Source organism: Streptomyces sp. WM6386, from assembly GCF_000972385.1.
Lineage (GTDB): Bacteria > Actinomycetota > Actinomycetes > Streptomycetales > Streptomycetaceae > Streptomyces.
In genome coordinates, this window is sequence record NZ_JXTE01000033.1 from 38,083 (window position 1) to 64,988 (window position 26,906).

The window sequence follows — 26,906 nt, forward strand, 5'->3', positions numbered from 1 at the left end:
AGAGTCAACTCTCATGACTCTCACTGTTTCCCCAACTGCCCTTGCCCGCCACACTGGTTGCCGTCGAACCTGAGCACCGTTCACCTTCTGTCCTCTCCCGACCGGAGCCCCCCATGAGAAGACTCCTCGGCACCCTCGCGGCCGCCGCGCTGGCCGTCACCGGCCTCGCGGGCACCGGCGCCACGCCCGCGGCCGCCGCGACCAGCGGCTCGTTCAACGTGCTGACGTACAACGTCGCCGGCCTCCCGGAGGGCCTGAGTTCCGGCAACCCGGAGACCAACACCCCGCTGATCTCACCGAGGTTGGGGGCGTACGACATCGTCAACGTCCAGGAGGACTTCAACTACCACGCGGCCCTGTACGCGGGCGACAACCACCCGTACCGCACCGCGACCAGCGGCGGTGTGCCCTTCGGCGACGGTCTCAACACCCTCTCGGACTACGCCTTCGAGGACTTCGAGCGGGTGAAGTGGAACAACTGCACCGGCACCAACTGCCTGACACCGAAGGGCTTCTCGCTCGCCCGGGTGCGGCTCGCCGAGGGTGTCTTCGTCGACCTCTACAACGTCCACACCAACGCGGACGACACCGACGACGCGCTCGCCGCCCGGCGCGCCAACGTCACGCAGCTGTCGAACTTCATCCAGGCGAACTCCTCGGGCAACGCGGTGATCGTCATGGGCGACACCAACACGCGCTACACCCGCGGCGGCGACAACATCCGCACCCTCGCCGACGAGAACGGCCTCACGGACGCGTGGGTACAGCTGGCCAAGGGCGGTGTCCGGCCGCCGCAGGGTGCGGACGCGCTGCTCTGCCCGACGTCCGCGCCGCCGAACGGCTGCGAGGTGGTGGACAAGGTCCTCTACCGCGGCAGTGACCTGCTGTCCTTGGACGCCACCCGCTACAACAACGAGTGGTCCTCGTTCCTCGACCCGGCGGGCGCCAACCTCTCCGACCACTTCCCGCACACGGTCGACTTCTCGTACACCCTCGACTCCTCGCTGCGGGCGAGCGACTTTCTCGGCGGTCCGCACGGCACGGCCTACAACGACGCCGACGACCTGCCCACCACGGTCTCCCCCCGCACGCTGACCCTCCGCGGCGGCTCCCGTCTCGACGCGATGTCCCTGACCCACGACGGCGGTACGACGCTGACCCACGGCGGCACGGGCGGCACCGCCTCGTCGCTGACCCTGGCGTCCGGTGAGCACCTCCGGTCCGTGAAGCTGACGCAGGGCCAGAAGGATGGTCGTACCAGGATCTTCTCGGCCGCCTTCACGACCGACAAGGGCCGCACCCTGTCCTCCGGTACGGCGACGTCCGACACGAAGACGTTCACGGCGCCCTCCGGCTGGCAGATCGTCGGATTCACCGGACGGTCGGGCGGCGAGATCGACAAGCTGGGCGTGCTGTACGCACCGATCAGCTGAACGCGGCTGTTCCGCACGGTCCGCCCGGCCGTCGGGATCCGCGTCGGCCGGGCGAACCGGCCGGCCGGTCTCGTCCGCAGGCCGTGCTAGCGGGGCGTCAGCACACAGAACTCGTTGCCGTCGGGGTCGATCATCGCGACCCGGCCGGACTCTGCGCGGTCGGCGTCGACGCGCTCGGCCCCGAGGGCGAGCAGACGCTCGACCTCTGTCCGCTGGTCACCGTCGGCGGGTGGCGCGAGGTCGAAGTGCAGTCGGTTCCGGCCGGTCTTCGGCGCGACCGGCGGCCCACCCCAGGTGATCTTCGTCCCGCCGTGCGGTGACTGGATCGCGGTCTCCTGGTCCTGGTCCCAGACCAGCGGCCAGACCAGCGCCTCGCTCCAGAAGTACCCGACCGCCTGAGAACCGTCGCAGGCCAGGGCTCCGATGAACCCGGTGTCGGCGAGGAAGTTGTTGCCCGCCTCGATCACACAGAACTCGTTGCCGTCGGGGTCGGCGAGCACCACGTGCCCCTCCTCGGGGAGTTGGCCGACATCGATGTGGTGCGCGCCGAGTCGCAGCGCACGGTCCACCGTCTCCTGCTGTTGCTCCGGGAACGCGCTCGTCAGGTCGAAGTGCATCCGGTTCTGGCCGGCCTTCTCCTCCCGGGCCGGAAGGAACCGGAGCCGGAACCCGGGCTCATCGGCGGGCAACAGCGCGACTCCGTCGTGCGGATCGTCGACCAACTCCCGCCCCAGGAGACCGGCCCAGAATCCCGCGAGACGGCGTGGCTCACTCGCGTCGAAACACATCGCGAACAGTTGACAAGTCATAGCCCCGCGCATCCCCGATCCGCTGCCCGACCACTGCCGACAGGACGCCTCGTCGGCCCCCGGGCCGGAAGCCTAGGGGCGAGCCGACGTCAGGCGCAGCCCAATATTCGACGGACCTTCATGCACTAGCATTCGACCTAGATACCCTAGGTTTCTGGATACCCCAGGTTCCCCTTCGGCACCCCGGAGCCCCATGGCCCGCGCAGGAATCACCCCCGACCGCCTCACCGCGGCCGCCGCCGACCTCGCCGACGAGGTCGGGTTCGAGAGCGTCACCCTGTCCGCGCTGGCGCGCCACTTCGGGGTGAAGGACGCGAGTCTGTACTCGCACGTCAGGAATCTTCAGGAGCTGCGGACCCGTGTCGCGCTGCTCGCCGGGGACGAGATGATCGACCGGATCGCCGTCGCCGTGGCGGGCCGGGCCGGGAAGGACGCGCTGGCCGCGTTCGCCGGGGCCTACCGGGAGTACGCGCTGGAGCGCCCGGGGCGGTACGCCGCCACCCAGATCCGTGTCGACCAGGCCCTCGTCGCCGACTCCCCCGGCCTGCGCCGCACCGCCGAGATCACCTATGGCATGCTCCGCGCCTACGGCCTCGAGGAACCCGACCTCACCGACGCCGTACGCCTGTTGCGCAGCACCTTCCACGGCTACTGCGCGCTGGAGGCGAGCGGCGGCTTCGGCGCCCCCCGTGACGTACAGAAGTCCTGGCAACGCGCCATCGACGCCCTGCACGTCCTGTTGCAGAACTGGCCCCGCGAGGAGAGCGAGGAAGAGTGACCGACCTCTACTACGACATCCATGGCAGCGGGCCCGTGCTGCTGATCATCCCCGGCGGGGCGGGCCATCCCATGGGGCTCGGTCCGTTGACCGAGGCACTCGCCGACCGGTTCACCGTCGTCGTCCTCGACCCCCTCGGCCTGGCCCACGGCCGGCTCGGCTCTCCCGTCGACGACCAGCGCGTCGAGGACTGGAGCGACGGCGCCCGGCGGGTGCTCGACGGCGTCCTCGCCGACGGCGACACCGCGTTCGTCGTCGGCACCAGCGCCGGCGCCATCGTCGCCCTCGACCTGCTCGCCCGGCACCCGGAGCGGTTGCGGCATGTCATCGCGCACGAGCCGCCGTGTGTGGGCGTACTCCCGGACGGGCGCCGGCAGCGGGCCATGTTCCGGGAGGTCGTCGACACCTACCGGACAGCCGGGCTGCGAGCCGCCGCCGCGCGGATGACCGCCGGGCTCACCGACCAGCCGGGCCAGGTCGCGGCGGCATCCCTGACCGGTCAACCCCTCACCCGCGAAGAGGAGTTGGGCAACCCCTTGGCGCTCTCCCTGGCCCACGTCATCCTCCCCTTCACCTCCCACGACACCGATCTCACCGCCCTCGGCTCCGCACCCCTCACCCTCGCCGCCGGCACCGACTCGCGCGGCCATCTCCTGTACCGCACCGCGGAGTTCGTCGCCCGGCGGACCGGCGCAGCCTTCGCCGAGTTCCCCGGCGGACACCTCGGCGCCGCCCAGCACCCCGACGCCTTCGCCGAACGCCTCGTCGGCGTGGTGGGGTTCGGCGAACACGGTCACGACAGGTCACCCACCGCGTCCGCGTAGTACGTCGAACTCCGCGGTGCGGTACAGGAGGTGGTCGGCGACCCGGCGGACCGCGTGGTGCGGGAGGCGTGTGGGTTCGACGCCCATCGAAGTATCCCCGAGGGGCCCGCTACGCTCCGCGCTCCCCCGCACTGCGCTCCACACAGAACTCGTTCCCCTCCGGATCGGCCAGCACCGCCCATCCCGTACCGTCCGGCTTGCGCCGGTCGTCGAAGAGCCTGGCGCCCAGGCCGAGCAGCCGCTCGACCTCCTGATCCCGGGTGCGGTCCTGCGGCTGGATGTCGAAGTGGATCCGGTTCTTGGCCGTCTTGGGCTCCGCGACGGTGACGAAGAGCAGACCCGCGGCCTCGATCAGCGCCTCCTCGTCGCCGGGGTGGTCGTCCTCGTGCAACGGCAGGCCAAGGACCTGGGACCAGAAGCCGGCGAGGGCGTAGGCGTCGGCGCAGTCGATCGTCGTGTGACGGATGGCGGAAGTCATACGGCGGATTCTTGTGCAGTGCCTTCGCAGAGATCAATGCGCTTGTCGAGGAGATCGACGCGCGCGGCAACCATTCCGTCGGCTGCGGCCACTTCAGAACATGACTTCTGCACCACGCACCACGCGCCACCGCCGAATCCGGGGCGCCCGCAAGCCACTGATCGCGGGGCTCGCCGCCACGGCCGCGCTCGTCGGCGCCTGGTACGCGACCGCCGGGGCGAGCACGGCCACCGGGCTCACCGTGTCCACCACCACGGTGTCCCTGTCCGCCAAGTTCCCCTATCTGTCGGCGGGTTACAACAACAGCCGCGAGTGGACGCGCACCGCGACGGCGGCCGCCCCGAACGGCACCCTGCGGGTGGCCTGGCCCGCCTCCGACGGCATCCACGTCACCCCGCTGACGGCGGCCGGCAAGCGTTCGGGCTCGGACACGATCGTCAAGGGCGCCAAGGAGGTCGGCGGGCTGGTCGCGCACAACAACGGCTTCGCGCTGCTCACCCGGGTCTCCGACACCAACAAGTGGAAGGAGACGGCGGCCGCGATCGTCCGCTACACGAACGGCAAGAAGACCTTCCAGACCAAGCTCACCGGCACCGCCACCAACGACACGTCCCCCACCCTCGACGGCCAGCTCACCTGGAACGGCACCAAGTACGGCGCCTACTTCGTGGTCCACGGCGCGGGCGGCTTCGCCGACGGGCACTTCGGCGACAAGCTGTCGTACCTCAGCAGCACGGGCAAGAAGCTGAGCGGCGGCTGGAGTTGGGGCTGCAGCCACAACGAGGGCATCGCCCTGCACGCCGAGATGTCCGGCGCCTTCACCTCCCTCTGCTTCGACGACTGGCGCTCGGGCCTGTTCGTGTCCACCGGTATCGGCGCCCCCGACGTCGCGCCGGTCGTGCAGCGCGAGCAGTGCTGGGCGGGTTACTGCGGCGGTACGTTCCCGGGTCGTACGGGCGACCTGGTGAAGTCCGCCACCGGCCGCTACGCCACCGCGTTCGCCTCCCGCGGTGCCGCGTCGGCCAAGAAGAACCCCGACGACTCCAGCGGGCGCGGCTGGAGCGTCACGCCGAAGACCGGCACCCACCAGGTCGCCGTCGCGTTCATGAAGAACCGCAACTCCGGTCCCGGCAAGGCGGTCTACCTCTCCACCACCAAGGGCACGGACCACGTCAACGTCCGCCTCGCCCCGTACGGCAAGGACCGGCTCCTGCTCTCCTGGGAGTCGGTCAAGAACGCCACGTGCAAGGCCGGCACCTGCACCGGCACCTTCGCGGGCACCCATCTGCGGCTCATCGACTGGAACGGCAAGTTCCAGGGCGCGGACAAGATCGTGAACACCCGGATCACCGGTGACATCGCGGTCCAGAAGGACTCCACGCTGACCTGGGCGTCCCTGCCCGTCACCCCGTCGTACGCATCCGCCCTCACCGGGGCGTCCCCGACGACCAAGACGCTGAAGATCAGCCGCCTGACCGTTCCTAAAGACTGAGCGGGAGTGAGTCCTGTTGCCAGGATTCATGCTCAGCCGAACGCCCCGAACGGTGTTGGGCGTTCTGGTTGCCCGCATTCGCTCCGCGGTCCGGCGGCACGGATCGGGTCCGTGGTCCGGGGACGGGAGGGCGGGGTCCCTCACGCCCGGGGGCACGCCGGTCGGCCTGGACGGTCCGATGCCCGTGCACATCGCGCTGGTGTGCACGGGGCGGTGCCGTCCGTCGCCGGATCGGGTGCCCCAGGGCGCGCCTTCCGATCGCCACGGCGGCAGCGTCGTGGCGAGTCGTCTTCCTGTTTTTGTGGGTGAGGGCCTTCTGCCAGTGCTGGGCGCCCCAGCGGCTGGTGTAGGCCGGGTCGACCGCGATGATCGTGATGCCGGTCTGGTCGGCCATGGAGGTCAGCCGGGCGCGGAGCCTGCCGGTGGGCATCCCGGAGATCAACTGGCGGAAGCGTTTGCGGAGGCCGTGCTTCTCGCGGGTCTTCTCGGCGCCGAAGTCCAGGTCCTCGACCGCGATGGCCTGCACGCCGCAGGTGCGGGCCCAGTTGAGCAGCCGGGTCAGGGCGTGGCGGACCTGAGCATCACGGTGATCGGCGCTACCCGTGAGGTCGTAGAAGAAGCGGCGCGGGGGGCCGGTCGGGTTGCCGTGGACGTCGAGGCGCCAGGCGGCCAGGTGGTCGGCGTTCATGTCGACGCCGATCACCCCGTGCGCGAGGGTGGCGGCGATCGAGACGGCCTGCACCACCGGGATCTGCCAGGACGCGGTCAGATACCAGCGGCCCCGGTCGACGTCGTAGTGGATGCGGTAGGCCACCGCCCGATTCGCCGCCACCCGGTCCGCCCACTCCTGCCCCCGGTGGGCAAAGCCGACCCGGCAGGCCAGGACGTACCGGCCGTGCGGAGCATTGGCCAGATCAGTGAGCGGGGCCGGGAGTTTGATGCTGACCTCGCCGTCCGGGCTGGCGCGGATCGTCTCGTTCCCGAACCGCTTCCCCGACTCGCCGTCGGCCTGCAGGAACCAGCGCTCCGCCTCCCACCGCCGACGCCAGTCGCTCGCAGTCAACCCGGCGTCTGCCAGGTGGTGCCGAGTGCGGGCCAGCCGTTTCCCGCCCCGCACCACATGCACGACGCCGGCCTCGTGGTCTGCCCGCTCGCGCTCCAGCCGGTCTTCGAGGACGTGCAGGCAGCGGGCCTTGGCATGCCACTCCCGCCTGCTGCGGTAGCCGCCCGGCGCGTGCTTCGAGCCCTTCGCGCCGACCGGCAGCGACAGCCGGTGCGCGATCGTGCGGATCCCCGCCTCAAGGGACTGGACGTGGGCGAGCTGGCCACGCCGGGCGAGCGCCCACTGATCAGGCGTGGCCTTGGTGAGTGAACCGGCCCACCTCGACGACGACACAGGCGTCAGACCCCTCTTACGCGCCGCCCACGTCTCCGCGGAATGCTCCAGCCCTTCCGCGCACCGCACCCTCAAGTCCCGCGAGGCGAGCGCACCGAGGTGCGCGCCGACCAGCGCGAGCACCGTCTCATCGGCGGGCGTGAGCTGTTTCAACCGGGTGCGGACCGCCACGCCCGAGGGGCAGGGCGCGACAAACGACGCCGCAAGCTCCCGCAACCCGCCCACCCCACACCCCCCATACAGCCCCTCGAAAACCCGCTCATCACACCCAACGAGCACTATCCGGAAAGGTCACATATTCGATGGACGAACCCTGATTCCCCCCGGGACAGCAGCACTCAGCTGTCGGCCGGGAACCTCCACACTCACTCACACACGCCAGAAGGCACTCCTACTCAGTCAAACCCCAGCAGTTCCCAACCCCCTGACCGCGTACAACCACTTCCCCGTCCGGCGTGTCTCCCAGGTGCGATGCACGCGGACGGGGGAGGTCGGTGCGATGTCCGGCGAACGGGTCAAGCGGTTCAAGCGGGATGTACAGCGTTTCTTCTGGCTTCCGCCGGACGTGTCGCGCCCGCCCGCCCCGCTGTGGCCCACCGTGCGGGTCTGGCTGTTCTGCCTGGCGGTCGGGGCGCTGTGCGCGGCTCTCGGCTGGGAGGAGGAGGGCCCCTTCGTGATGATGACGGTGGTGCTGCTGAGCCTGCTGGACGACGTGTCCGAGGGGGTACGCCACGGCCGGCCCGCCTTCGTGGCCGCCCTGGCGTGCGGCTGGGGCGTGAACATGCTCGCCCGCGCCTCGGTGCCTTCCTCCGACTCGCTGTGGGGCGAGTACGGCGTCGATGCCCTGTGGACTCTCGTGGCCATGGCGACATTCGTCGCGGTCAGTCGGCTGCCCCGGCGGTGAGTGCCCCGATCATCCGGCGTACGACGTCGACGGGCAGCGCCGGATTCCGGGCCGCCGTCTCCGCGTTGCCGGTGCTCGTCCGCAGCAGCCAGACCAGGAGCCGGGCCGGCAGCCGAGGGTGGAGCGCGGCGGCGTGCCGGATGTGCTCGTGCGGGTCCTCCAGCAGCCTCGCGGCGCCCGCCGCCGACAGCTGGGGGTCGGTCGCGGCGCGGTACCGCACCTCCTCGTCGGGGTCCCTGCTGAGCCGGTCGACCAGTGCGGGCGTGGACTGCGGGTCGTCCAGGGCCAGTTGGCGCATGCGTGGGCTCGGGTGGTCGGCGTAACGCAGGAGGCCGTGGCGGGGGAAGTTGGGGTGGCCGCGCGGCCGGTCGGGGGTGCTGAGGCTGCCGGTCCACCACTGCCACACCTCCAGGAGCATGTCGGCGGGCGCGTCGTCGCAGGACTCGGCCAGGAAGAGCTGGACGACACGGTCCTCGTCCCGGGCGAGGCGTGCGACGACGTCCGGCGGCAGACGGCGGGCGCGGGCGACGCTTCTGCGGATCAGGGGGTGCGAGGAGGCGGCCAGGCGGCGCATGGCGTCCTCGTCCTCGTGCAGGGCGACGACCCAGTCGAGGGCCCAGGAGTGCAGGTCCGGGTCGAACTCGAAGTCGATGCGCGCGCGTTGCTCCTCGGTGAGGTCGGCCCGCTCAGCCACGACGTGGCGGACGCCGGCTTCGCGGTCCTCGGCGAGGAGGGCGACGAGGTCCGGGTCCAGACGCGGGTTGCGAGCCAGAGAGCGGCGCTCGTCCGACTCGCCGTGCCGTGCCAGGTGCTCGGCCAGGCCCCGCTCCAGGCGGCACGTCTCCAGTGCCTGGCGCCGGATGTCCCGGACCCCCTGGATCTCCTGGGCTTCGAACACCGCACGGGGCATGGGGTGTTGCCGATGGTGCAGCAGCCGGGCCCGGACGCGCACGGTGCCGTGCGGATCGACCAGCAGCGCCTCCTGCGCGGCGGCGTCGAGATGGGGCCAGGCCGTCTGGCAGGCCACGGCCCGCACGCCGCCGTCGGGATCGGCGGTCAGCGCGACCGACAGATCGGTGGGCAAGTACTTGAGGCCCGCCGTCTGGGAGCGCACGCGCGGGGACGGATCGGCGGCAAGTCTGCGGCAGGTGCCTTCGTCGAGTTCGGCCCAGCGCTCGGCGGCGATCATGGTGAGCAACCACCGCTGGCGCTCGTCCTGCTCGCCGAGGATCACCCGGTCCCACTGCTCGGGAGTGATGTTCGGCTGATGCTCGGCCGCCCGCATCCGCGTCTTCCAGTCCGGATGGGCCAGGGCGGCGTCCAGGGCTTCTGTCGACAGTGCGCTGTACATCGCATACGAAGACCTGTCCACCAGCTGGGACCGCAGCTCCTTCGGGGTGGCCGCGTTGAGCGAGAGCCCGCTCGCCCAGGCGTCGAGCACCTTCTGCGGGGGCTTCGGCCCCTGGAACAGCGACTCCCAGGCGGCCGCCCGGTCCTCCGCCGTCTCCCGGCCCGCGAGCCGCGCGGCCTCCTCCTGCCGCTCCCTGATCCGGTCGACGGCGACGAGCCAGACGGCGTGCTCCTCGGTCGTGACGCCCAGCAGGGTGTCCCCGTCCGGCGACAGGGTGAGGAACTCCGGCTGCCCGGGCCGCTCACCGAGCACCCCGGCGAGGTCCCAGTCGGCGGCGAGCCGGACCCGTATCCACTGCCGGGGCGAGCACCCGGCGTCGACGAGGAACACCCCGTCCCCATCGAGGATCCCCGCCTCGGACGCCAGCCGGAACCACTGGGCATTGATCTCTGCGACCAGGTCGGCCCGGTCGCAGGCCACCGCCACGGTCGGCTCCGCCTCCCACCTGGCGACATGACGCCACGCGAACGGAGGCGGCAACACCTCCTCGACCCGTCGCTCCCCCACGACCTCCAGCCCGGCCCGCCCCAGCAGTTCTACGAGTTCATCCGTCCCACCCATGATCCCCATACTGCCCGAGGCGGCTCAGCCCTCGGCCCCGACCGACACCCCGGAGTCGTCCAGCCGGACCCGCACCTCGCCTCCCGCACGCCAGCGGACCGTCAACTCGCCCGCTCCATCGGCCCGTACGGTCACGGCCTCGTCCAGCGGTACGGGATCCGCCTCGCCGGTGAGCCGGACGAGCGCGACGAAGAGCGTCCCGCCCTCGCCGGTGACACCGGTCAGCGCCCCGTCGAGACCGACAGCGGGCAACTCCTGCGCCAGTACACCGTCCCGAGCCGCCCACCCGGTGACCCGCACCGGCGTCCCGGGCTCGGCTCCGGACACCAGATGGGCCCGCACCTCCACGGCCCCACGCGCCAGCACCACGCTGGTCACCCGCGCTCCCCCACCGGCCGCATGCCGCGACGCCACCCACCCGTCGCCCACCCCGAGCGGCTCGATGTCGGTACGGCTCGGATCGTCGCCGACGATCACACTGTTGTCGTAGGACGGTGAGGGCGCCGTCACCGTGGAGTACGCGAGGCGCGTGTAGTACGGGTCGTAGCGGACGTCCTCGCTGCCGTGGTTGTGGAGGCGGACCAGACCGTCCGAACTGGTCGACTGGATGAGCCAGTTCGGGGCGGCGACCGGTCGGACCTCGTCCGCGCGCTCGACCGGGGACGGCTCCTCCTCTGCCGTCCACACCTCGTGCTCCGGTGGGAGGAGCAGACCGAGGAAGGCCTTGCTCGCCCAGTACGGGGAGGCGGGGCCCGAATAGCCCTGGAGGACGGCGGAGTCGGGGCCGTGCCAGCCGAGGGTCAGCAGGCCGTCGGAGTTCACCGCGCCCCGGTCGAGGAAGTACTTCAGCGCCCCGGACGCCAGCCGCCGCGTCTGCCCCGGCGTGAGCGGGGTACGGCCGGTCAGGGCGCCCAACCACAGGGGGGCCGTCGTGGCGAAACGATAAGTCAGTGAGCGACCCTGGTGCGTGGGGGCGCCGTCGCCGCCGAACAGGCGGGCGTAGTCGGCGAGGTGGGCCTCCAAACGTTCACCGTATGCAGTCGACAGCCGACTGTCGTCGGCGAACCAGGCGTGCAACACCGGATACAGGTGCATCGCCCAGCCGTTGTAGTAGTCGAACTTGCGACCCTCGCCGTCGGTGTACCAACCCCCGCCGACGTACCATTCCTCGATCCGCTCAAGACCGCGGTCGATCGCCTTGCGCGAGGCCTCGGGCTCGTGGCCGATCTCCTGGAGGAAGCCGCCGACGGTGACGGGGAACAACTCCCAGTTGCAGGGCCAGGCCTCGGCGGTCAGTGCGTCGCCGAGCCAGGAAGCGGCCCGCTGGCGCACCCTGTCGTCCAGCCGGTCCCACAGCAGCGGGCGCGTCAGCCGCAGCGCCACGGCGATCGACGCCGCCTCCACCAGCGGCTGGCTGCGATCCTCGATACGCGGCCAGACGCCGGACACACCGGCCGCGAGGCCGTCGGCATAGCGCTGGAGGGCGGTCTCGTCCTGACGGAAGGCGGCCAGCAGGATCGTACGGGCGTACCCCTCCAGTCCGTCGGAGAGCCGCCCCGACCAGCTGGTGCGGTCGCCGGGGAAGTAGTAGAGGGCACCGCCCTCGGCGGCGTACGGCTCCGTAGCGGCGAGCAAGCCGTCGGCCACGGCCTCCCAGTGGGCACGGGTGTATCCGGTGTACGGGCTACGGATGCGGTCGTCGGGAGGGAGATGCATGGTCTCTCTTTCGGTTCTTTGGAAACGTCCGGTGCGCACCGCGCCCCTCAAGGGGCGCGGGGAACTGCGCGACCAGCCCCCACCGGCCCGCGGCGTCTCACGGCTCAGCAAGCGCGGCGAACAGGCCTGGGGCGCCCCGGTTCCGGTCGAGGCGCCCCAGGGGCTCATCCCACCCGCACCAGGCCTTTCGGCACCAGGTGCTGGGCGAGGAGTTCGTCGCGGACGAGGCCGGCGTACACCGTGGCCCCGTGCACGGAGGTGTGCGTGTTGTCCCGCTTCTCGTTGTAGAGGTAAATCGCCTTGGAACCCTCGACTCCCAAGGACTCCACGAGCGACTTCGTCCTCGCCGTCAAGTCGATCAGCGGGACGTCCTGCGCGGCGGCGACCGAGCGGGTGACTGCGGGGTGGTCGACGCCGAGGCCGTTGACCAGGAGTGCGGTGTTGTTGTTCAGGGTGCCGTCGGAGTTGAACCAGCGTCGCACGATCGGCGTCACGAGGACAGGCTCACCGCCCTTTTCCCGGATACCCGCGACCAGTGTCTCCAGGTTCGTCCGGTAGGTCACCTCGTCGGTGGTCTTGTCGTTGTGGGCGAGCTGGACCAGGACGAGGTCGCCGCGGCGGATCAACGGCTGGACGGTGGCGAACAGTTGAGGATTGGACAGGTAGGTCACCGTGCTCTCGCCGGAGTCGGCGTAGTTGGCGACGGAGAGGCCCTTGCGGAGGTACTGGGGCAACTGCTGGCCCCAGCCGGAGTACGGGTCGCCGGGCTGGTCGCAGACCGTGGAGTCGCCGACGAGGAAGATCTGGCGGGCGTGCCGGGCGGGGGTGACCTTGATACCGGCGAGCGCGGGGGCCGAGCCGCCGAGCACGAGGTCCAGGCCGGGGGTGCCCTCGGCGCCGGTGGGTTCGCCCTCGGGGGTGCGGACGTTCACGGTGAAGCTGCGGGCGGTCCGCTCGCCGGCCGCGACGGCGGTCTCGGGGAGCAGGGAACGCCGGGTCTCACCGCTGACGCTCGTGCTCGATTCGGCGTCGCCGCCGAGGAGGACCTTCACGTCGTACGTGCCCGCCGGGACGTCGAAGTGACAGGCGGTGGCGGTGCAGTTCTCGAGGCCGAGCGGGCGGTGCCGCTCGGCTGCGGCGTGGGCCGGGACGGCGGTCAGTGCGGTGCTCAGTGCGACCGTCGCCAGCAGGGCGAGGTTGAAACGTCTCATTCGAGGCTCCTACGACACACGACAAGGCCTGGCGGCTGGACCGTACCCCTATCGGCAAGCGCTTTCTAGACCTCGGGGCGATTTCACAAGATTGCCAACCTCCAGCAAGCGAAAGCCCTTTCGCGAAATCGATTCAACTGTCACCCTCGCTCTCACCCGCATCACCCCCACATGTCCTCGAAGGAGGCACCCCCCCCATGTCCGGATCCGCTACGAACAGACCGGTCCGCCGCCGCACCTTCGTCCTCGGTACGGCGGCCGCCGCCGGATCGGCCGCGCTCGCCGGACCGCTCGCCGAGACGGCCTCGGCCGCGACCTTCGGCTACTCCGACGACGGCTCGAACTACGTCGTCGACACCGGCGCCAACCTCGTCTTCAAGGTCAGCAAGACCAACGGCGACCTCACCTCGCTCGTCTACCGCGGCACGCAGTACCAGGGCTACGGCGGCAAGAACTCACACATCGAGTCCGGCCTCGGCACCTCCACCGTGAGCATCAAGCAGTCCGGTACGACGATCCTGATCTCGGTCACGTACGGCACGCTCAAGCACTACTACGCGGCCCGCAGCGGCGAGAACAACGTCTACCTGTGGACCAACAAGGCCGACACCTCGGTCAGCGCGACCCGCTACATCCTGCGTGTGAACGCGGGCAAGTTCCTCAACGACGAGTCCGACTCCTACACCTACGCGCCCACCACCATCGAGGCCTCGGACGTCTTCGCGAAGTCCGACGGCCAGACCCGCTCGAAGCACTACACGAAGTCCCGGGTCATCGACTACAACTACGTCGGCTGGACCACCGGCAGCGTCGGCCTGTACATCGTCCGCTCCAACCACGAGAAGGCCTCCGGCGGCCCGTTCTACCGCTCCCTCCTGCGCCACCAGAGCGCGGACGGCGGCGGCCTGTACGAGATCCTGTACTACGGCGAGAACCAGACGGAGGCCCAGCGCTTCGGCCTCCAGGGCCCCTACGTCATCGCCTTCACCGACGGCGGCGCCCCCTCCTCCGCGCTGTACCCGGGGACCCTCACCACCTCGTGGGCCGACTCGCTCGGCATCTCCGGCTACGTCCCCGCGAGCGGCCGGGGCAAGGTCGCGGGCGTCGGCATCACCGGCCGGAACACGGCGTACGCCTACACGGTCGGGCTCGCCAACTCCGCCGCCCAGTACTGGGGTTCGGCACGGTCGTCGGACGGCTACTTCTCCATCGGGGGTGTCCTTCCGGGGACGTACACGCTGACCGTCTTCAAGGGCGAACTGGCCGTCTACACCGGCTCGGTGAGCGTCGGCGCGGGCGGCACGACCACCCTCAACTCCCTCGCGATCCCCTCCTCGAACGACCCGAGCAACGCGGGCGCGATCTGGCGCATCAACGACTGGAACGGCACGCCGAGCGGCTTCAAGAACGCCGATCTGATGACGTACGCCCATCCGTCCGACGTCCGCGCCGCCTCCTGGACCGGCAACGTCGTCATCGGCAGCGGCACCGAGACCTCGGCCTTCCCCTGCTATCTGTGGAAGGACGTCAACAGCGGGATCATCGTCTACTTCAAGCTGACGGCCGCCCAGGCCGCCGCCGCGCACACCCTGCGCATCGGCGTGACGACGGCCTACGCCAACGGCCGTCCGCAGGTCGTCATCAACGACACCTGGACGTCCGCCGTCCCCTCGCCGCCCACCCAGCCGAGCACCCGGTCGCTGACCGTGGGCTCGTACCGGGGCAACAACCAGACCTTCACCTACAGCGTGCCGGCGTCCGCCTGGCTGACGGACACCAGCGCCTACAACACGCTGAAGATCTACGTGGCGAGCGGTTCGGGGTCGACGTCCTTCCTCAGTGCGGGTACGTCGATCGACGCGATCGACCTGCTGACCTGACCTGACGTCAGGTCCCGCGCGTCCACTGCTGGTTGGTCGCTCCGTTGCACGTGTACGTGATGATCGCGGCGGAGTTGGCGGTGGACGCGCCGTTCACGTCCAGGCACTCTCCGGTAGCGCGGGCCTTGACCAGCCAGTAGTTGCCGGAAGCGGTGAGACTCCACTGCTGGGTGGTCGCGCCGCCGCAGTTCTCCTGGGTGACGTCGGTGGAGTTCTCCTGGAGGCACAGGGAGCTGCCGCGGCCGACGAGTTGGTAGTAGCCGGTACCGAGGTCCTTGAACCAGAACTTCTGGTTGCCGCCGCTGTTGCAGGTGTACTGGGCGAGGGCGATGCCCTGCCACAGGGACTGGTTCGGTACGTCGACGCACTTCGCACTGTTGCGGGCGATCAGGGTGTTGTACGTCGCGCTCGTCCCGGAGATCGTCCCGGCGGCCGTGTCGACGGTGACCTCGGGGTACCAGGACATCGACATCGTGGTGGAGCTCGGGAAGGTCAACGGCAGCCACACGTAACGGGAGTCGTTGACGGTGCCGCCGAAGGAGTTGCCCCAGCGGTCGCCCATGTAGAGGTACGAGGTGCCCGAAGTGCCCTGCACGGGAAGGACGTACGCGGTCTGCGAGTTGTAGGTCGTGGAGTCGCCGACGTTCGCCATCGACGTCCACGGGCCGGCGAGCGAGGTCGCGGTGGCGTACTGCTGCTGGTTGGCGCTCCAGCCGGTCGCGCCCGAAGTCAGCATGAAGTACACGCCGCCCCGCTTGAACAGGGCCGGGGCCTCGCGGTGACCGCCCGCCCAGGGGTTGGCGACCAGGCTGTCGATGGCGGTGTAGGCGGAGTTGAGCTTGTAGATGTGCAGGTCGTAGTTCTCGTTGGCGGCGGACACCATGTAGCCGGTGCCGTCCGTGTCCACGAACGTCGTGATGTCACGGGACATGTGGGTGCCGAGCGGACGGAAGCTGCCCTGGTAGGTGTAGTTGCCGTCGACGGTGTCGGAGACGGCGACGGCGGCGCGGGCCTCGCTGTAGTCGGTGCCGTTCTCCTTGTGCATCCACATCACGAACTTGCCGGTGGACGCGTTGTACATGACCTTGGGCCGCTCGATGTAGGCGGTGCCCAGCTCCGAGGCGCTGGACTGGGTCAGGACGTTGTTCCTGAACTCCCAGTTCTTCAGGTCGGTGGAGCGGTAGGCGGAGACGTACCGGAAGGTGTTGTCGGAGTTGCGGTTCTCTCCGAACCAGTAGTAGTACGACCCGACCTTGATGACCCCGCCGCCGTGGGCGTGCAGGGCGCCTCCCGAACTGTCCGTGAACTGGACGCCGTTGGGGATCTTCAGGGCGGCGGCCTGGGCCGGACCCGCGGTGACCAGGGCGCCTGCCAGTGCCAGACAGAGGGCGAGCAGTACCGCGTACGCACGTCTCATGACGCAACCTCCGTGTCCGTGGCGGTGTCCGCCACCGGTATGCCGAAGTTCGGAGTGCCGTCCGCGTTCCATCCCAGCTTCTGGACGCGGGTGTGCCGGTTGGGGTCGTGCAGCGGGTCGCCGACGATCTCCTTGTACTGGCGGGCGTGGTAGACGAGGACGTCGCTGCGACCGTCCTCGGCGACGGTGAAGCTGTTGTGGCCGGGGCCGTACTGCTTCGTGGTGTCGTTGCTGGTGAAGACCGGGGTGGGCGACTTGGACCAGTTGGCGGGGTCCATGAGGTCGGCGTCCGCGTCGGCGGTCAGCAGGCCCATGCAGTAGTTGAAGTCGGTGGCGCTGGCCGAGTACGACATGAACAGCCGGCCGTTGCGGGCGATGACCGAGGGGCCCTCGTTGACCTTGTAGCCGATGCACTCCCAGTCGTACTCGGGGGTGGACAGGCGTACTTGAGGGCCCGTCAGGGTCCATGGGTTCGCCATCTTCGACAGCCACAGCGCGGTGTTGTTGCCCATGCCGGGCTCGTGCTGGGCCCAGGCGAGGTAGCGGCTGCCGCGGTGGGTGAAGGTGGTGGCGTCCAGGGAGAAGGTCTCCCAGGCCGTCTTCAGCTGGCCGCGCTCGACCCACGTCCCCTGGAACGGGTTGGGGTCGGCGTTCTCCAGGACCCAGATGCGGATGTCCCAGACGCTCTCGGCGGGTGCGGAGGCGAAGTAGATGTACCACTTGCCGCCGATGCGGTGGATCTCCGGCGCCCAGATGTGGGCGCCCATGGGGCCGGTCGCGTGCTTGGTCCAGATGACCGACTCGGGTGCGGTCGCCAGCCCGTTCAGGGTGCGGGAGCGGCGCAGGATGATCCGGTCGTACTCGGGGGCGGTGGCGGTGAAGTAGTAGTGGCCGTCGGAGTGACGGTGGATGTGGGGGTCGGCGCGGTTGCGGACGAGCGGGTTCACGAACGGGGGTGTCTTCTTCGGGCTCGGAGCGGCTGCGGCGACGGTGGGGGTCACGGCCAGGGCGCCCGCGGCCAGGGCGCCTTTCAGCAGCAGTCGCCTGTCGGGGACGTCGGGAGTGCGGCTCATACGGACTGCCTCTCGGATGGGGGTGTCCTGAGAGTGATGTTCGATATTGAGAACATCTGTTGTTATTGCGAACAGCCGAAAGGTAAGGCTGGGGAACGAGGAGGTCAACGGGTCGGACGCGACAAGAGAAGGCGCTTTCTGCTGGAGGGCTCATCGCGGGGACTTTTCTGTTATCGATGGCCGGTCCGGCCCGTCTCCGTAACGTGCGCAGCCATACCCCCAAGACAGCAGCCGCAGCCGGCGCCCTCGCGACGGTCGCCTTCCTGATCACCGCTCCCCCGGCGCAGGCGGCCGGCACTCGCGACATCACCGCCGACATGCTCGCGGGCCGCAGCGTGACGCTCGCCGGCGACACGGTCGTCACGGTCCCGTCCGGGACGACGACGTACGACGGCGTCCTCCGCGGCGAGGGCACGCTCACCGTGCGCGGCAGCGGAACCCTGGTCCTGACCAGGAACAGCGACTTCACGCTGCCGAAGTCCCGGCAGCGGCAGAAGGTGTCGGTCCAGGGCGGCAACCATCCCTACGTCACCACGACCGCCCCCGACCCGCCGGCGATCACGGTCGCACGCGGGGCGACGCTCCAGTACGGCAACGGCGGCTCGACCGGTCTGATCGGCCATTTCCCTTACGGCACCCCGCAGTTCGCGCTCAACCAGGACAACATCCGGGTCGACGGCACCCTGCGGCTGGCCCTGAAGAACGCCGCCTACAACCTGGGCACCATCAGCGGCTCCGGGCTGATCACCCAGCCGCGCTTCCTCTGGGGCACGTGGGACCTGTCGGGAACCCACCCCTTCTCCGGGGTGATCGACAACGGCACGCAGGTCAACGCCGGGCGACCGGAGTTCGCGACCTCCCTGCCGAACGTCCGCAAGGTCCTCAACCAGGGCACCTGGACCGTGGACACCCCGCTGGGGCAGACCGTCACCGAGGGCATGGACTTCTACCAGCGCGAGTACGGCAGCGACATCAACGTCCAGTCCCGGCCGGGCAGCAAGGTCGTCCTGACGGGCCAGTACAGCTGGTCGAACCAGGGCGGCGACACCGACCCCTCGCTCAGCGACCCGTCCCTGAACTGGACACCCGCGCGCAAGAACGTCAACAAGCGCGGCACCAACATCAAGGGCGCGAACGTCCAGTGGGGCGACGGCACGACGCACAAGATCTTCATGCCGGGAACGGCCGAGACGGTCTACATCAACCTGCTGGCGGCCCGCTCCCGCTCGCTGCTCACCTTCGACTACAACGGGCCGGTGACGCTGGGCGCCCCCATCGGCGGCGGCAGGTTCCACGACACCCTGGCCGCACCCGGCGCCGGGGACGTCGTCATCGCCGGGACGCGCGGCAACGACGTCACCTTCGCGGCCGTGCAGTACTACGACGGCTCGACGACCGTCGAGAAGGGTGCGGTGCTGCGGCTGGGCAGCGGTCGGGCAGGCGGCGACGGTGGACTGTATACCGCAGGCAGTCTGTACAAGATCGTGAACAACGGCTCGCTCGTGCTGAACAACGCCGGCAAGGCCCTGACCCTGTCCCGGATCACCGGCAGCGGGTCGGTCACCCAGGCGGGCACCGCGACGACGACCCTGACCGGGAGCGGGGCGGCGTACACGGGGACGACCACGGTGAAGAAGGGCACGCTGGCCCTGCGGCAGGGGGCGACGCTGCGGCGCAGCAAGGCGATCCGGCTGACCTCCGCGGGCTCCCGCCTGGACCCGGGCACGACGGGGCTGCGGGTGGCGACCACGCTCAGCGGCAAGGGCACGGTGAAGGGCTCGGTGACCAACGACGGTGTCGTCGCGGGCGGGCTCACGGTCTCCGGGAACTACACGCAGAGCGCGAAGGGCGAACTCGTCCTGCGCGACAAGCCGTTGAAGGTGACCGGTGCGGTGCGCCTGGCCGGGACCCTGGACCTCGCGGCCGCCGGAACCGCACCCGCGCGCAAAATCACCGTGCTGAACCACACGGGCGACTCGAAGACCGGTGGCACGTTCACCGGGCTGAAGGAGGGGACGAAGGTCAAGCTCGCCGACACCACCTACCGGATCAGCTACCGGGGCGGCGACGGGAACGATGTCGTGCTCACCGCCGCCACCGCGAGCAAGTCCCCCTCCCCGGCCGCGGCTTCGTCCCCGTCCGCCGTGACGACCCGCACCGTGGGCGCCGCGCAGGACGACCGCCTCGGCTGGTGGCCGTACGCGCTGGGGCTCGGGCTGCTGGGCGGACTCGCGGTTCCGGCGACCAGGCACCGGCGCGGCAACCGACGACGGGGTGGACGACACGCGGCGAACGGATGAGGCCTCTGCGCACCCCGCAGCGGCCCTCGGCGCCCGCTCGGCGCCTCCCCGACACCGCCGGTGACGCCGTTCCCGGTGTTGTGGGTGAGCGGTTCCAGGCGGGCCGGGCCGGAGAGGGGGCCGAGGACGTCACCGGCCTCGGCGGGCACGGCATCGGTGTCAGCGGGTGTCCCCCAAGGCTGGGCCGGACGGAGGGCGACACGATCACGTTCCGCCGTACCGGGCCTGATCGCGGGGTGGACAAGCACGGTCGAAGGCCCGCCCTCGGAGTACCGTCGACGGCATGACCAGCAACTCCTCCCTCGCCGAGGCCCTCGCCACCGGGACCGTCGTGCTCGACGGCGGTATGTCCAACCAGCTCGAGTCCGCCGGACACGACCTCAGCGACGAGCTGTGGTCGGCGCGGCTGCTCGCCGAGCGTCCCGAGGCGATCACCGAGGCGCACCTCGCCTACTTCGAGGCGGGCGCGGACGTGGCGATCACCTCCAGCTACCAGGCCACCTTCGAGGGCTTCGCCAAGCGCGGCATCTCGCACGCGCGGGCGACCGAACTGCTCACGACGAGCGTCGCCTTGGCCCGCGAGGCGGCATCGCAGGCCAAGGCGAAGGGCGTCACGCGGCCGCTGTGGGTGGCGGCGTCGGTCGGCCCGTACGGGGCGATGCTGGCGGACGGCTCCGAGTACCGGGGACGGTACGGCCTGAGCGTCGACGAGCTCGAGCGTTTCCACCGGCCCCGTCTGGAGGTGCTCGCCGCCGCCGGACCCGACGTGCTGGCTCTGGAGACGGTGCCGGACGCGGACGAGGCGGAGGCGTTGGTGCGGGCGGTGCGTGGACTGCATACACCTGCCTGGCTTTCGTATTCGATCGACGGTCGGCACACACGCGCCGGCCAGCCGCTGGAGGAGGCCTTCGCCCTGGCCGCCGACGCGGACGAGGTGATCGCGGTCGGCGTGAACTGCTGCGCGCCCGAGGACGTGGACACCGCCGTCGAGATCGCCGCCCGTGTCACGGGCAAGCCGGTCGTCGTCTACCCCAACAGCGGCGAGGCGTGGGACGCCGAGGCCCGCGCCTGGAACGGGCGCTCCTCCTTCGCCCCCGGCCAGGTGCGCGCCTGGCGGCAGTCCGGGGCCCGGCTGATCGGCGGGTGCTGCCGAGTGGGGCCGCAGGCGATCACGTCGATCGCGGGGACGCTGGCCGAGGCGTAGGGCGGCGCCGGACGACAAAAGAAAAGGCAAGGAGTCAGCTACTCCTTGCCACTCTCAACCTATAGCGCACCCTGGACCTTGCGGCAAGACCCCCCTCGTGCCGCAGAATCTCCGGTCGAAGCCAGAAGCTGGTGAAATCAGCGATTCGCGCAATGCATGCGCTTATGGGGGTCTCATGATCGACGTGATCATCGCCGGTGGCGGACCGACCGGCTCGATGCTGGCCGGCGAGCTGCGGCTGCACGGCGTGCGGGTGCTCGTGCTGGAGAAGGATGCCGAGCCCGCCGCGTACGTCCGCTCGCTCGGTCTCCACGTACGCAGTATCGAGGTGATGGATCAGCGCGGGCTGCTGGAGCAGTTCCTCGCCCACGGTCGGCAATTCCCCGTCGGCGGTGGCTACTTCGCCGCCATCGACAAGCCGGTGCCCGAGCTGGACACCGCGCACGGCTACATCCTCGGCATCCCGCAGCCCGTCACCGAACGTCTGCTGGCCGAGCACGCCACCGAGCTCGGCGCCGAGATCCGGCGCGGCTGCGAGGTGGTGGGGGTGGGCCAGGACGAGGACGGGGTGAGCGTCGAACTCGCCAGTGGGGGCACCCCCGCCAATGAGGGCGTAGCCGGTGGGGGAGGCACAAGGCTGCGCTCGCGCTATCTCGTCGGCTGCGACGGCGGGCGCAGCACGGTGCGCAAACTGCTCGGGGTCGGCTTTCCCGGTCAACCCGCCCAGGCGGAGACGCTGTTGGGCGAGATGGAGGTGACGGAGGCCCCGGAGACGATCGCCGCCGTCGTGGCGGAGATCCGGCAGACCGAGAAGCGGTTCGGCCTCGGGCCCGTCGGGGAGGGGCGGTACCGCGTCGTCGTGCCCGCCGAGGGGGTGGCCGAGGACCGCTCGGTCCCGCCGACCCTGGAGGAGTTCAAACGGCAGTTGCGGGCCTACTCGGGCACCGACTTCGGGGTGCACTCGCCGCGTTGGCTCTCCCGGTTCGGCGACGCCACCCGGCTGGCCGAGCACTATCGGGTCGGCCGGGTGCTGCTGGCCGGCGACGCGGCGCACGTCCACCCGCCGTTGGGCGGACAGGGGCTCAACCTCGGTATCCAGGACGCGTTCAACCTCGGCTGGAAGCTGGCCGCCGAGATCAAGGGCCAGGCTCCCGAGGGACTGCTGGACAGTTACGAGGGCGAACGGCGCCCGGTGGCCGCCGCCGTCCTGGACAACACCCGCGTGCAGACCCTGCTGATCTCCACCGACCCGACCGCCCAGGCGGTGCGGCGGCTGATGTCGGAGCTGATGGACTTCGAGGGCGTCACCCGGCACCTGATCGAGAAGGTCACCGCGCTCGACATCCGCTACGACTTCGGCGAGGGCCACGAGCTGCTCGGCCGGCGGCTGCGCGACGTGAAGCTGAAGCAGGGGCGCCTCTACGAGCTGCTGCACGGCGGCCGCGGGCTGCTGCTCGACCAGACCGGCGGCCGGCTCTCGCTCGCGGGCTGGGCGGACCGGGTCGACCACGTCGTCGACGGCAGCGAGGAACTGGACGTGCCCGCCGTGCTGTTGCGGCCGGACGGCCATGTCGCGTGGGTGGGTGAGGACCAGGAGGAGCTGCTCGACCGGCTGCCCCGGTGGTTCGGCGCCGCCACCGGCTGAACGAGCGGCCGCGGTTCCTGCCGTATCTCTCTCGTCCCGGCCCTCCCCCGCTGCTAGCCTCCGGGTCGGGAACCGGTTTCCATCCATGTTGCCGCAGTTCCCGAGGGGTGGGCCGACAAGCCCGGGGAGAGGGACGAGGCAGGCATGACCAGAAAGAGCGAGGACGCGAGCCGCAGCACCATCCGGGACGTGGCGGCGCGCGCGGGGGTGTCCGCGTCGACCGTGTCTCGGGTGCTGGGCGGGGTCTATCCGGTGAGCGCGGCGACCCGTACGCGCGTGATGCGGGCGGTCCGCGAGATGGACTACGTCGCCGACGCGCGCGCCAAGGCGATCGCGGGCGTCGGCACGCCCACGCTGGCGTTCGTGCTCGAGGACATCACGGGTCCGTCGTTCGCGCTGATGGCGCACGGCGTGGAGCGTGAGGCGACGCGGCTGGGCCATCTGTGCCTGGTGTGCAGCACGGAGGGCGACGCGCGCCACGAGGTGGAGTTCGTGGAGATGATGCGTGCGCAGCGGGCGGCCGCCGTGATCCTGGTCGGCGGTGGCGCCGACACCGCCGAGTACCGCGAACGTACCCGCCGCATGGCCGACTCGCTCGCCTCGGCCGGCTCCCGCCTCGTGCTGTGCGGGCGCCCGCCGCTGGGGCCCGGGGCACCGGTCACGGTCATCGAGTACGACAACGAGGGCGGCGCCTACGCCCTGGTCGCGCACGTCCTCGTGCAGGGCCACCAGCGGGTGCTGTTCCTCGGCGGCAAGTCCGACCACACCACGGCACAGGGTCGCGAGCGCGGCTATCTCGCCGCCCACCGGGCGCGCGGTGTCGAGCCCGCCGAGGAGCTGGTGCTGCACGGCGACTTCACCCGCGACTCGGGCCACCGGCTGATGCGCGAGGCGCTGGAGCAGAAGCTGGACTTCACGGCCGTGGTCGCCGCCACCGACATGGTCGCGGCGGGCGCGCTCACCGCACTGCACGAGGCGGGCCTCAGTGTGCCGCGCGATGTGTCGCTGGCCGGGTACGACGACATTCCGTTCGCCCGGGATCTGCATCCGGCGCTGACAACCGTGCATGTTCCCTACGAGGAACTGGGCAGGCTCGCCGTGAGGACCGCGCTGGGGCGCGAACCGAACACCCCGGACGAGCATCTGCTGCTGGGCACGCATGTGGTGGTGCGGGACTCGGTGGCGCCGCTCAAGGAATAGGCGGTGCGGCCGCGGGCACGACCCGAGCTGCCGGGCGGGGTCGGTGTGGTCACTGCCGACGGACTGCGCCGGGGAGGCGGAGACGCCGTACCACTGACCGCAGTTCCGTACTACGCGTGGGCGAACCGTCAGGAGGGACCGATGCGGGTGTGGATTCCGGAGGGTTGCGGTCGGCGGTCCAGAGGGCGAAACCGGTATCGCGGGGGCCGTGTGCCGTGTACGGCGGACTGTATGCGAAATCCTGGCGACCGTCGGCTGTCGGCGCCGACGGGCCGTCGATCGCGTAATCCGGCTGACCCTCGCCGACGTCGGCGAGGTCGCCGAAGATCCGTACCGGGTGCGTCTCGTCCCACGCCTCCCACCCCGGATCCCCGTCGACCGCGAACCGCACCCACGCCCCGTGCATCGCCTCGGCCAGTTCGTGCGGTGCCCCCTCCCCGGCGAGCTTGGCCGACTCTGGGCTGTCGCCCGTGTCGAAGACGAAGCCCAGTTCCAGGGCGTGGCAGGAGCCGAGGCCGGGGAGGTTGGAGGGCCAGGCGAACTCGTAGACGTACGCGGCATCGGGGCGGGCCTCGGCCAGGCGGTGCAGGGGGATGCGCAGCAGGTGGTCGGTGACCATCTGGCCGACGATCTCGGCGGTGCCGGCGTCGGGGTGCAGGAGGCGGTAGCCGCGCGGCACCTCGTGGCCGGCGTGGCAGCGGGCCATGGCGCCGGCCAGGGCGACGGCGCCGAGGCGGTCGACGCGTTCCAGGAGGCCGCCGGGGACCAGCCAGAGCCGGTACTCGTCGCGGGTCCAGCCGACCATCAGGTCGACGTCACGGGCCGCGTCGCCCTCGATCAGTGCCTCCAAGGGGTCACGGGGAACGAGGTCGCCGTCGACGACGATGCCGAAGGCGGGGCCGCCGAGCACCGGGCTGCTGAGCCGGCCGACCTCGCCCTGGGTGCGCAGCAGCAGCTCGCGGTCGACCTCGGCGAAGGCGGCCGCGGTGGCGGGGATCTTCAGCCGGGCGGCCATCCGGCGCACCATCCGCCGTACCTTGTCGCGGTCGGCGGCCTCGGGCGGCCCGCTCTGCAGGATCGCGCGCCGCACCAGGCCCTGTGCCTGCGGTGCGGCGAGCAGGGCGCCGGTGCTGATGGCGCCCGCGGACTGGCCCGCGAGGGTGATGCGGGCGGGGTCGCCGCCGAAGGCCTCGATCGACCGGTGCACCCACTCCAGTGCGGCGAGCTGGTCGCGCAGGCCCGGGTTGGCGGGGGCGTCCGGGAACAGGCCGTAGCCCTCGACTCCCAGCCGGTAGTTGACGGAGACGAAGACGACGCCGTCACGGGCGAAGCCATGCCCGTCGTACACCGGCACGGCGGAGGATCCCCTGGTCAGGGCACCTCCGTGCAGCCAGACCAGGACCGGGAGCCGGGCCCCGCGGCCCGGCTCCGGTGTCCATACGTTGAGGTTGAGACAGTCGTCGCCGGGCACGAACGGGTCGGAAAGGTACTGCGCGAAGGCTTCGGAGTACGGCGGTTTCGGCGCCGTGGGCCCGAAGGCCCCCGCGTGCCGCACGCCCTCCCACGGCTCGGGCGGGAGGGGCGGCCGGAACCTTCGGGGGCCGAAGGGGGGTGCCGCGTAGGGGATGCCCCGGAACACCGCGATCCCGTTCTCATGACGGCCGCGTACGGCTCCGTAGGGCGTGCTCACCACGGGATCCTTCTGGACTGCTGCCGTCATTCGACCACCAGCCTCCTCGCCGCGCTCGTGCACCGGTAACAACAGAGCACCACATCACGGCGCGCTATTCCGGCGCACGAGGCGGTCTGGAGGCTGTTCGGGGTACATCGCATACAGTCCGCTAGCGTCTGTACACGCTGTGTGGTGTGTGGCACGCGGTGTGCGGTGTGCCGTATGTCCAGACGGTGCTGCGTGCTACTTCGCGTACATCAGCGTGCCGAAGCCGAGCTGGTCGAAGCCGCCGCTGGTGGAGCCGTAGTCTCCGCCGCCGCCCTCGGGGGCGTTGGCGTGGTAGAACGCCGAGATGTACTTGTCGTCGAGGTTCAGGCGCCGGTTGTAGTGGAAGTGGAGCATCGCCCAGACGGGGCGGATCTGGCCGCGGGAGGCGGAGGAGATCACCGTCTGGGAGGACTGGGAGCAGTTCTGGCCGGTGCCCCAGGTGTAGGTGGTGAAGGGGACGTCGTTGCCGAGGTTGTACTTCGCGACATACTGGGCGCCCTTCATGAAGCGGCGGCTGTCGTACGAGTAGAGGTCGCCGCCCTGGTTCCAGGCCATCTCGCAGATGGCGCCCATCTGGCCCATGCCCATGACGGTGTGCCCCTGGTCGCGGCCGGCCTCCTGCCACTGGCCCAGCGCATAGCCGTCGGAGTCGGTGTACAGGTACGGCACCGCGTGTGCGAGGGAGCCGTTGCCGGCACCGGACTTGAAGTACGTGACCGCCTGGTCGTACTTGGCGCCGTCCTCGTTGAGGATGCCGATGGCCAGGACGGAGGCCGTGTTGCACAGGTCCCAGTTGGCCCAGTAGTTGGTGATGCAGGCGTCGTTGTGGTTGGTCAGGAAGCTGTTGTTCATCGGGTAGAAGACGCGCGCCGTCATCTCCTGGGCGGCGGCGAGGTCGAACCCGTCGTAGTCCCGCATGAGTTCGCAGGCGTTGGCGAACTGCCAGCCGTAGAGTCCGGCCGCGAGGAAGCGGTCGGCGTTGCCGCCGATCGAGGTGAGCGTGGTGGACCACGCGTTGAGGATGCGGGCGGCGCAGACCGCGTTGGCCTCGGTGCCGCCGACCCGCCAGCGCAGGGCGTTCTGGTAGGCGGCGGCGATGTCGTTGTAGAGGAGGCCGTAGTTCTCGCCGGTGCCGCCGCGGATGACGGTGGCGGTGGCCCGGTTGGTCCAGGTGGACTGGGAGTGGGAGTTGGCGACCAGTTTGTTCCAGCCGGACAGCCAGGGGTCGGTGCCGGCGGCGACCCTGACCTTGGCGCGGTTGATGTCGCCGGCGTTGTGCAGCATGCCGGGGTGGGTCCAGGTCGCCGGGGCCGCGTCCGCCGTGGTGGCGTCGGACGCGGTACCCAGGGCGACGGCCACGGTGAGGCCGCCGGCGGTCTTCAGCAGACCGCGACGGCTCAACTCACCGGTGTGGAGGTGCTGGTGGGGGGAAGTGCGGCTCATCGTGGTGAATC

The 26,906-nt window shown here is 70.5% G+C and carries 19 protein-coding genes and 2 pseudogenes; 11 read left to right on the forward strand and 10 right to left on the reverse strand.

The window, feature by feature from the left end; translation table 11 throughout:
• Positions 1-113 precede the first annotated feature (113 nt).
• Positions 114-1,433, forward strand: coding sequence for a jacalin-like lectin (locus TN53_RS21180; RefSeq protein WP_046260149.1), 1,320 nt, complete (start codon positions 114-116; stop codon positions 1,431-1,433).
• Between the two features lie 86 nt (positions 1,434-1,519).
• Here the strand turns inward: TN53_RS21180 and TN53_RS21185 are convergent, their stop codons facing one another.
• Complete coding sequence (locus TN53_RS21185; RefSeq protein ID WP_046260150.1) at positions 1,520-2,242, reverse strand: VOC family protein; 723 nt, start codon at positions 2,240-2,242, stop codon at positions 1,520-1,522.
• 193 nt (positions 2,243-2,435) lie between these two features.
• On the opposite strand from TN53_RS21185, the gene TN53_RS21190 reads away from it, so the two are divergent.
• Positions 2,436-3,020: a TetR-like C-terminal domain-containing protein gene (locus tag TN53_RS21190; RefSeq protein WP_046260151.1), complete on the forward strand. Its 585-nt coding sequence runs from the start codon at positions 2,436-2,438 to the stop codon at positions 3,018-3,020.
• Positions 3,017-3,844, forward strand: coding sequence for an alpha/beta fold hydrolase (locus TN53_RS21195; protein WP_046260152.1), 828 nt, complete (start codon positions 3,017-3,019; stop codon positions 3,842-3,844). Before TN53_RS21190 ends, TN53_RS21195 begins: the two co-directional genes overlap by 4 nt.
• Before the next feature lie 109 nt (positions 3,845-3,953).
• Here TN53_RS21195 and TN53_RS21200 read toward each other — a convergent pair whose 3' ends face one another.
• Entirely contained in the window at positions 3,954-4,322 is a 369-nt protein-coding gene (locus tag TN53_RS21200) for a VOC family protein (protein WP_046260153.1), read from the reverse strand.
• A 100-nt stretch (positions 4,323-4,422) separates the two neighbouring features.
• Here TN53_RS21200 and TN53_RS21205 point away from each other — a divergent pair, with 100 nt between their 5' ends.
• Positions 4,423-5,814: a hypothetical protein gene (locus TN53_RS21205; protein ID WP_046260154.1), complete on the forward strand. Its 1,392-nt coding sequence runs from the start codon at positions 4,423-4,425 to the stop codon at positions 5,812-5,814.
• Here TN53_RS21205 and TN53_RS21210 read toward each other — a convergent pair.
• Positions 5,804-7,381 carry a transposase gene (locus TN53_RS21210; RefSeq protein WP_234441658.1) on the reverse strand — a complete coding sequence of 526 codons (1,578 nt, stop codon included), beginning with the start codon at positions 7,379-7,381 and terminating at the stop codon, positions 5,804-5,806. The genes TN53_RS21205 and TN53_RS21210 overlap by 11 nt on opposite strands.
• 328 nt (positions 7,382-7,709) lie before the next feature.
• On the opposite strand from TN53_RS21210, the gene TN53_RS21215 reads away from it, so the two are divergent.
• Positions 7,710-8,114 (forward strand): hypothetical protein, encoded by a 405-nt coding sequence (locus TN53_RS21215; protein WP_234441659.1) that lies wholly within the window; start codon positions 7,710-7,712, stop codon positions 8,112-8,114.
• On the opposite strand, the gene TN53_RS21220 is transcribed toward TN53_RS21215, so the two are convergent.
• The 3 genes from TN53_RS21220 to TN53_RS21230 form a co-directional block, all read right to left on the reverse strand.
• A complete protein-coding gene (locus TN53_RS21220) occupies positions 8,092-10,086 on the reverse strand; it encodes a hypothetical protein (RefSeq protein ID WP_046260185.1) in 1,995 nt (664 codons plus the stop codon). The genes TN53_RS21215 and TN53_RS21220 overlap by 23 nt on opposite strands.
• Positions 10,087-10,110: 24 nt before the next feature.
• Entirely contained in the window at positions 10,111-11,802 is a 1,692-nt protein-coding gene (locus TN53_RS21225) for a DUF2264 domain-containing protein (protein WP_046260156.1), read from the reverse strand.
• A gap of 164 nt (positions 11,803-11,966) precedes the next feature.
• Positions 11,967-13,013 carry a rhamnogalacturonan acetylesterase gene (locus TN53_RS21230; RefSeq protein WP_046260157.1) on the reverse strand — a complete coding sequence of 349 codons (1,047 nt, stop codon included), beginning with the start codon at positions 13,011-13,013 and terminating at the stop codon, positions 11,967-11,969.
• 197 nt (positions 13,014-13,210) lie between these two features.
• Between TN53_RS21230 and TN53_RS21235 the strand changes: the two genes are divergently transcribed.
• Complete coding sequence (locus TN53_RS21235) at positions 13,211-14,893, forward strand: rhamnogalacturonan lyase B N-terminal domain-containing protein (RefSeq protein ID WP_046260158.1); 1,683 nt, start codon at positions 13,211-13,213, stop codon at positions 14,891-14,893.
• Between the two features lie 7 nt (positions 14,894-14,900).
• Here the strand turns inward: TN53_RS21235 and TN53_RS21240 are convergent, their stop codons facing one another.
• Positions 14,901-16,310 (reverse strand): RICIN domain-containing protein, encoded by a 1,410-nt coding sequence (locus TN53_RS21240; protein WP_046260159.1) that lies wholly within the window; start codon positions 16,308-16,310, stop codon positions 14,901-14,903.
• A complete protein-coding gene (locus TN53_RS21245) occupies positions 16,307-17,383 on the reverse strand; it encodes a family 43 glycosylhydrolase (protein WP_046260160.1) in 1,077 nt (358 codons plus the stop codon). Before TN53_RS21245 ends, TN53_RS21240 begins: the two co-directional genes overlap by 4 nt.
• A 203-nt stretch (positions 17,384-17,586) precedes the next feature.
• Between TN53_RS21245 and TN53_RS21250 the strand changes: the two genes are divergently transcribed.
• From TN53_RS21250 to TN53_RS49340, 5 genes and pseudogenes are all read left to right on the forward strand, one after another.
• Positions 17,587-19,683, forward strand: coding sequence for a hypothetical protein (locus tag TN53_RS21250; RefSeq protein WP_046260186.1), 2,097 nt, complete (start codon positions 17,587-17,589; stop codon positions 19,681-19,683).
• A gap of 283 nt (positions 19,684-19,966) precedes the next feature.
• Positions 19,967-20,887: a homocysteine S-methyltransferase gene (gene mmuM / locus TN53_RS21255; protein ID WP_046260161.1), complete on the forward strand. Its 921-nt coding sequence runs from the start codon at positions 19,967-19,969 to the stop codon at positions 20,885-20,887.
• A 175-nt stretch (positions 20,888-21,062) separates the two neighbouring features.
• A complete protein-coding gene (gene rox, locus TN53_RS21260) occupies positions 21,063-22,532 on the forward strand; it encodes a rifampin monooxygenase (protein ID WP_046260162.1) in 1,470 nt (489 codons plus the stop codon).
• 144 nt (positions 22,533-22,676) lie between these two features.
• Positions 22,677-23,732 carry a LacI family DNA-binding transcriptional regulator gene (locus TN53_RS21265; protein ID WP_046260163.1) on the forward strand — a complete coding sequence of 352 codons (1,056 nt, stop codon included), beginning with the start codon at positions 22,677-22,679 and terminating at the stop codon, positions 23,730-23,732.
• Positions 23,733-23,777: 45 nt separating this feature from the next.
• Positions 23,778-23,858, forward strand: a pseudogene (locus tag TN53_RS49340) (hypothetical protein); the annotation flags it as partial.
• Between the two features lie 244 nt (positions 23,859-24,102).
• On the opposite strand, the pseudogene TN53_RS21270 reads toward TN53_RS49340, so the two are convergent.
• Both TN53_RS21270 and TN53_RS21275 read right to left on the reverse strand, forming a co-directional pair.
• Positions 24,103-25,452 (reverse strand): annotated as a pseudogene (locus TN53_RS21270) (carboxylesterase/lipase family protein); the annotation flags it as partial.
• Between the two features lie 195 nt (positions 25,453-25,647).
• Positions 25,648-26,895 carry an alginate lyase family protein gene (locus tag TN53_RS21275; RefSeq protein WP_046260165.1) on the reverse strand — a complete coding sequence of 416 codons (1,248 nt, stop codon included), beginning with the start codon at positions 26,893-26,895 and terminating at the stop codon, positions 25,648-25,650.
• Between the last annotated feature and the right edge of the window lie 11 nt (positions 26,896-26,906).

Excerpts from the sequence above, each read along its gene's own strand:
- TN53_RS21225 (WP_046260156.1), bottom strand. The coding sequence starts at position 11,802 with ATGCATCTCCCTCCCGACGACCGCATCCGTAGCCCGTACACCGGATAC.
- TN53_RS21220 (WP_046260185.1), bottom strand. The coding sequence starts at position 10,086 with ATGGGTGGGACGGATGAACTCGTAGAACTGCTGGGGCGGGCCGGGCTG.
- rox (WP_046260162.1), top strand. The coding sequence starts at position 21,063 with ATGATCGACGTGATCATCGCCGGTGGCGGACCGACCGGCTCGATGCTG.
- TN53_RS21265 (WP_046260163.1), top strand. The coding sequence starts at position 22,677 with ATGACCAGAAAGAGCGAGGACGCGAGCCGCAGCACCATCCGGGACGTG.
- TN53_RS21230 (WP_046260157.1), bottom strand. The coding sequence starts at position 13,013 with ATGAGACGTTTCAACCTCGCCCTGCTGGCGACGGTCGCACTGAGCACC.
- TN53_RS21200 (WP_046260153.1), bottom strand. The coding sequence starts at position 4,322 with ATGACTTCCGCCATCCGTCACACGACGATCGACTGCGCCGACGCCTAC.
- TN53_RS21275 (WP_046260165.1), bottom strand. The coding sequence starts at position 26,895 with ATGAGCCGCACTTCCCCCCACCAGCACCTCCACACCGGTGAGTTGAGC.
- mmuM (WP_046260161.1), top strand. The coding sequence starts at position 19,967 with ATGACCAGCAACTCCTCCCTCGCCGAGGCCCTCGCCACCGGGACCGTC.
- TN53_RS21185 (WP_046260150.1), bottom strand. The coding sequence starts at position 2,242 with ATGACTTGTCAACTGTTCGCGATGTGTTTCGACGCGAGTGAGCCACGC.
- TN53_RS21215 (WP_234441659.1), top strand. The coding sequence starts at position 7,710 with ATGTCCGGCGAACGGGTCAAGCGGTTCAAGCGGGATGTACAGCGTTTC.
- TN53_RS21245 (WP_046260160.1), bottom strand. The coding sequence starts at position 17,383 with ATGAGCCGCACTCCCGACGTCCCCGACAGGCGACTGCTGCTGAAAGGC.
- TN53_RS21240 (WP_046260159.1), bottom strand. The coding sequence starts at position 16,310 with ATGAGACGTGCGTACGCGGTACTGCTCGCCCTCTGTCTGGCACTGGCA.
- TN53_RS21190 (WP_046260151.1), top strand. The coding sequence starts at position 2,436 with ATGGCCCGCGCAGGAATCACCCCCGACCGCCTCACCGCGGCCGCCGCC.
- TN53_RS21235 (WP_046260158.1), top strand. The coding sequence starts at position 13,211 with ATGTCCGGATCCGCTACGAACAGACCGGTCCGCCGCCGCACCTTCGTC.
- TN53_RS21180 (WP_046260149.1), top strand. The coding sequence starts at position 114 with ATGAGAAGACTCCTCGGCACCCTCGCGGCCGCCGCGCTGGCCGTCACC.
- TN53_RS21205 (WP_046260154.1), top strand. The coding sequence starts at position 4,423 with ATGACTTCTGCACCACGCACCACGCGCCACCGCCGAATCCGGGGCGCC.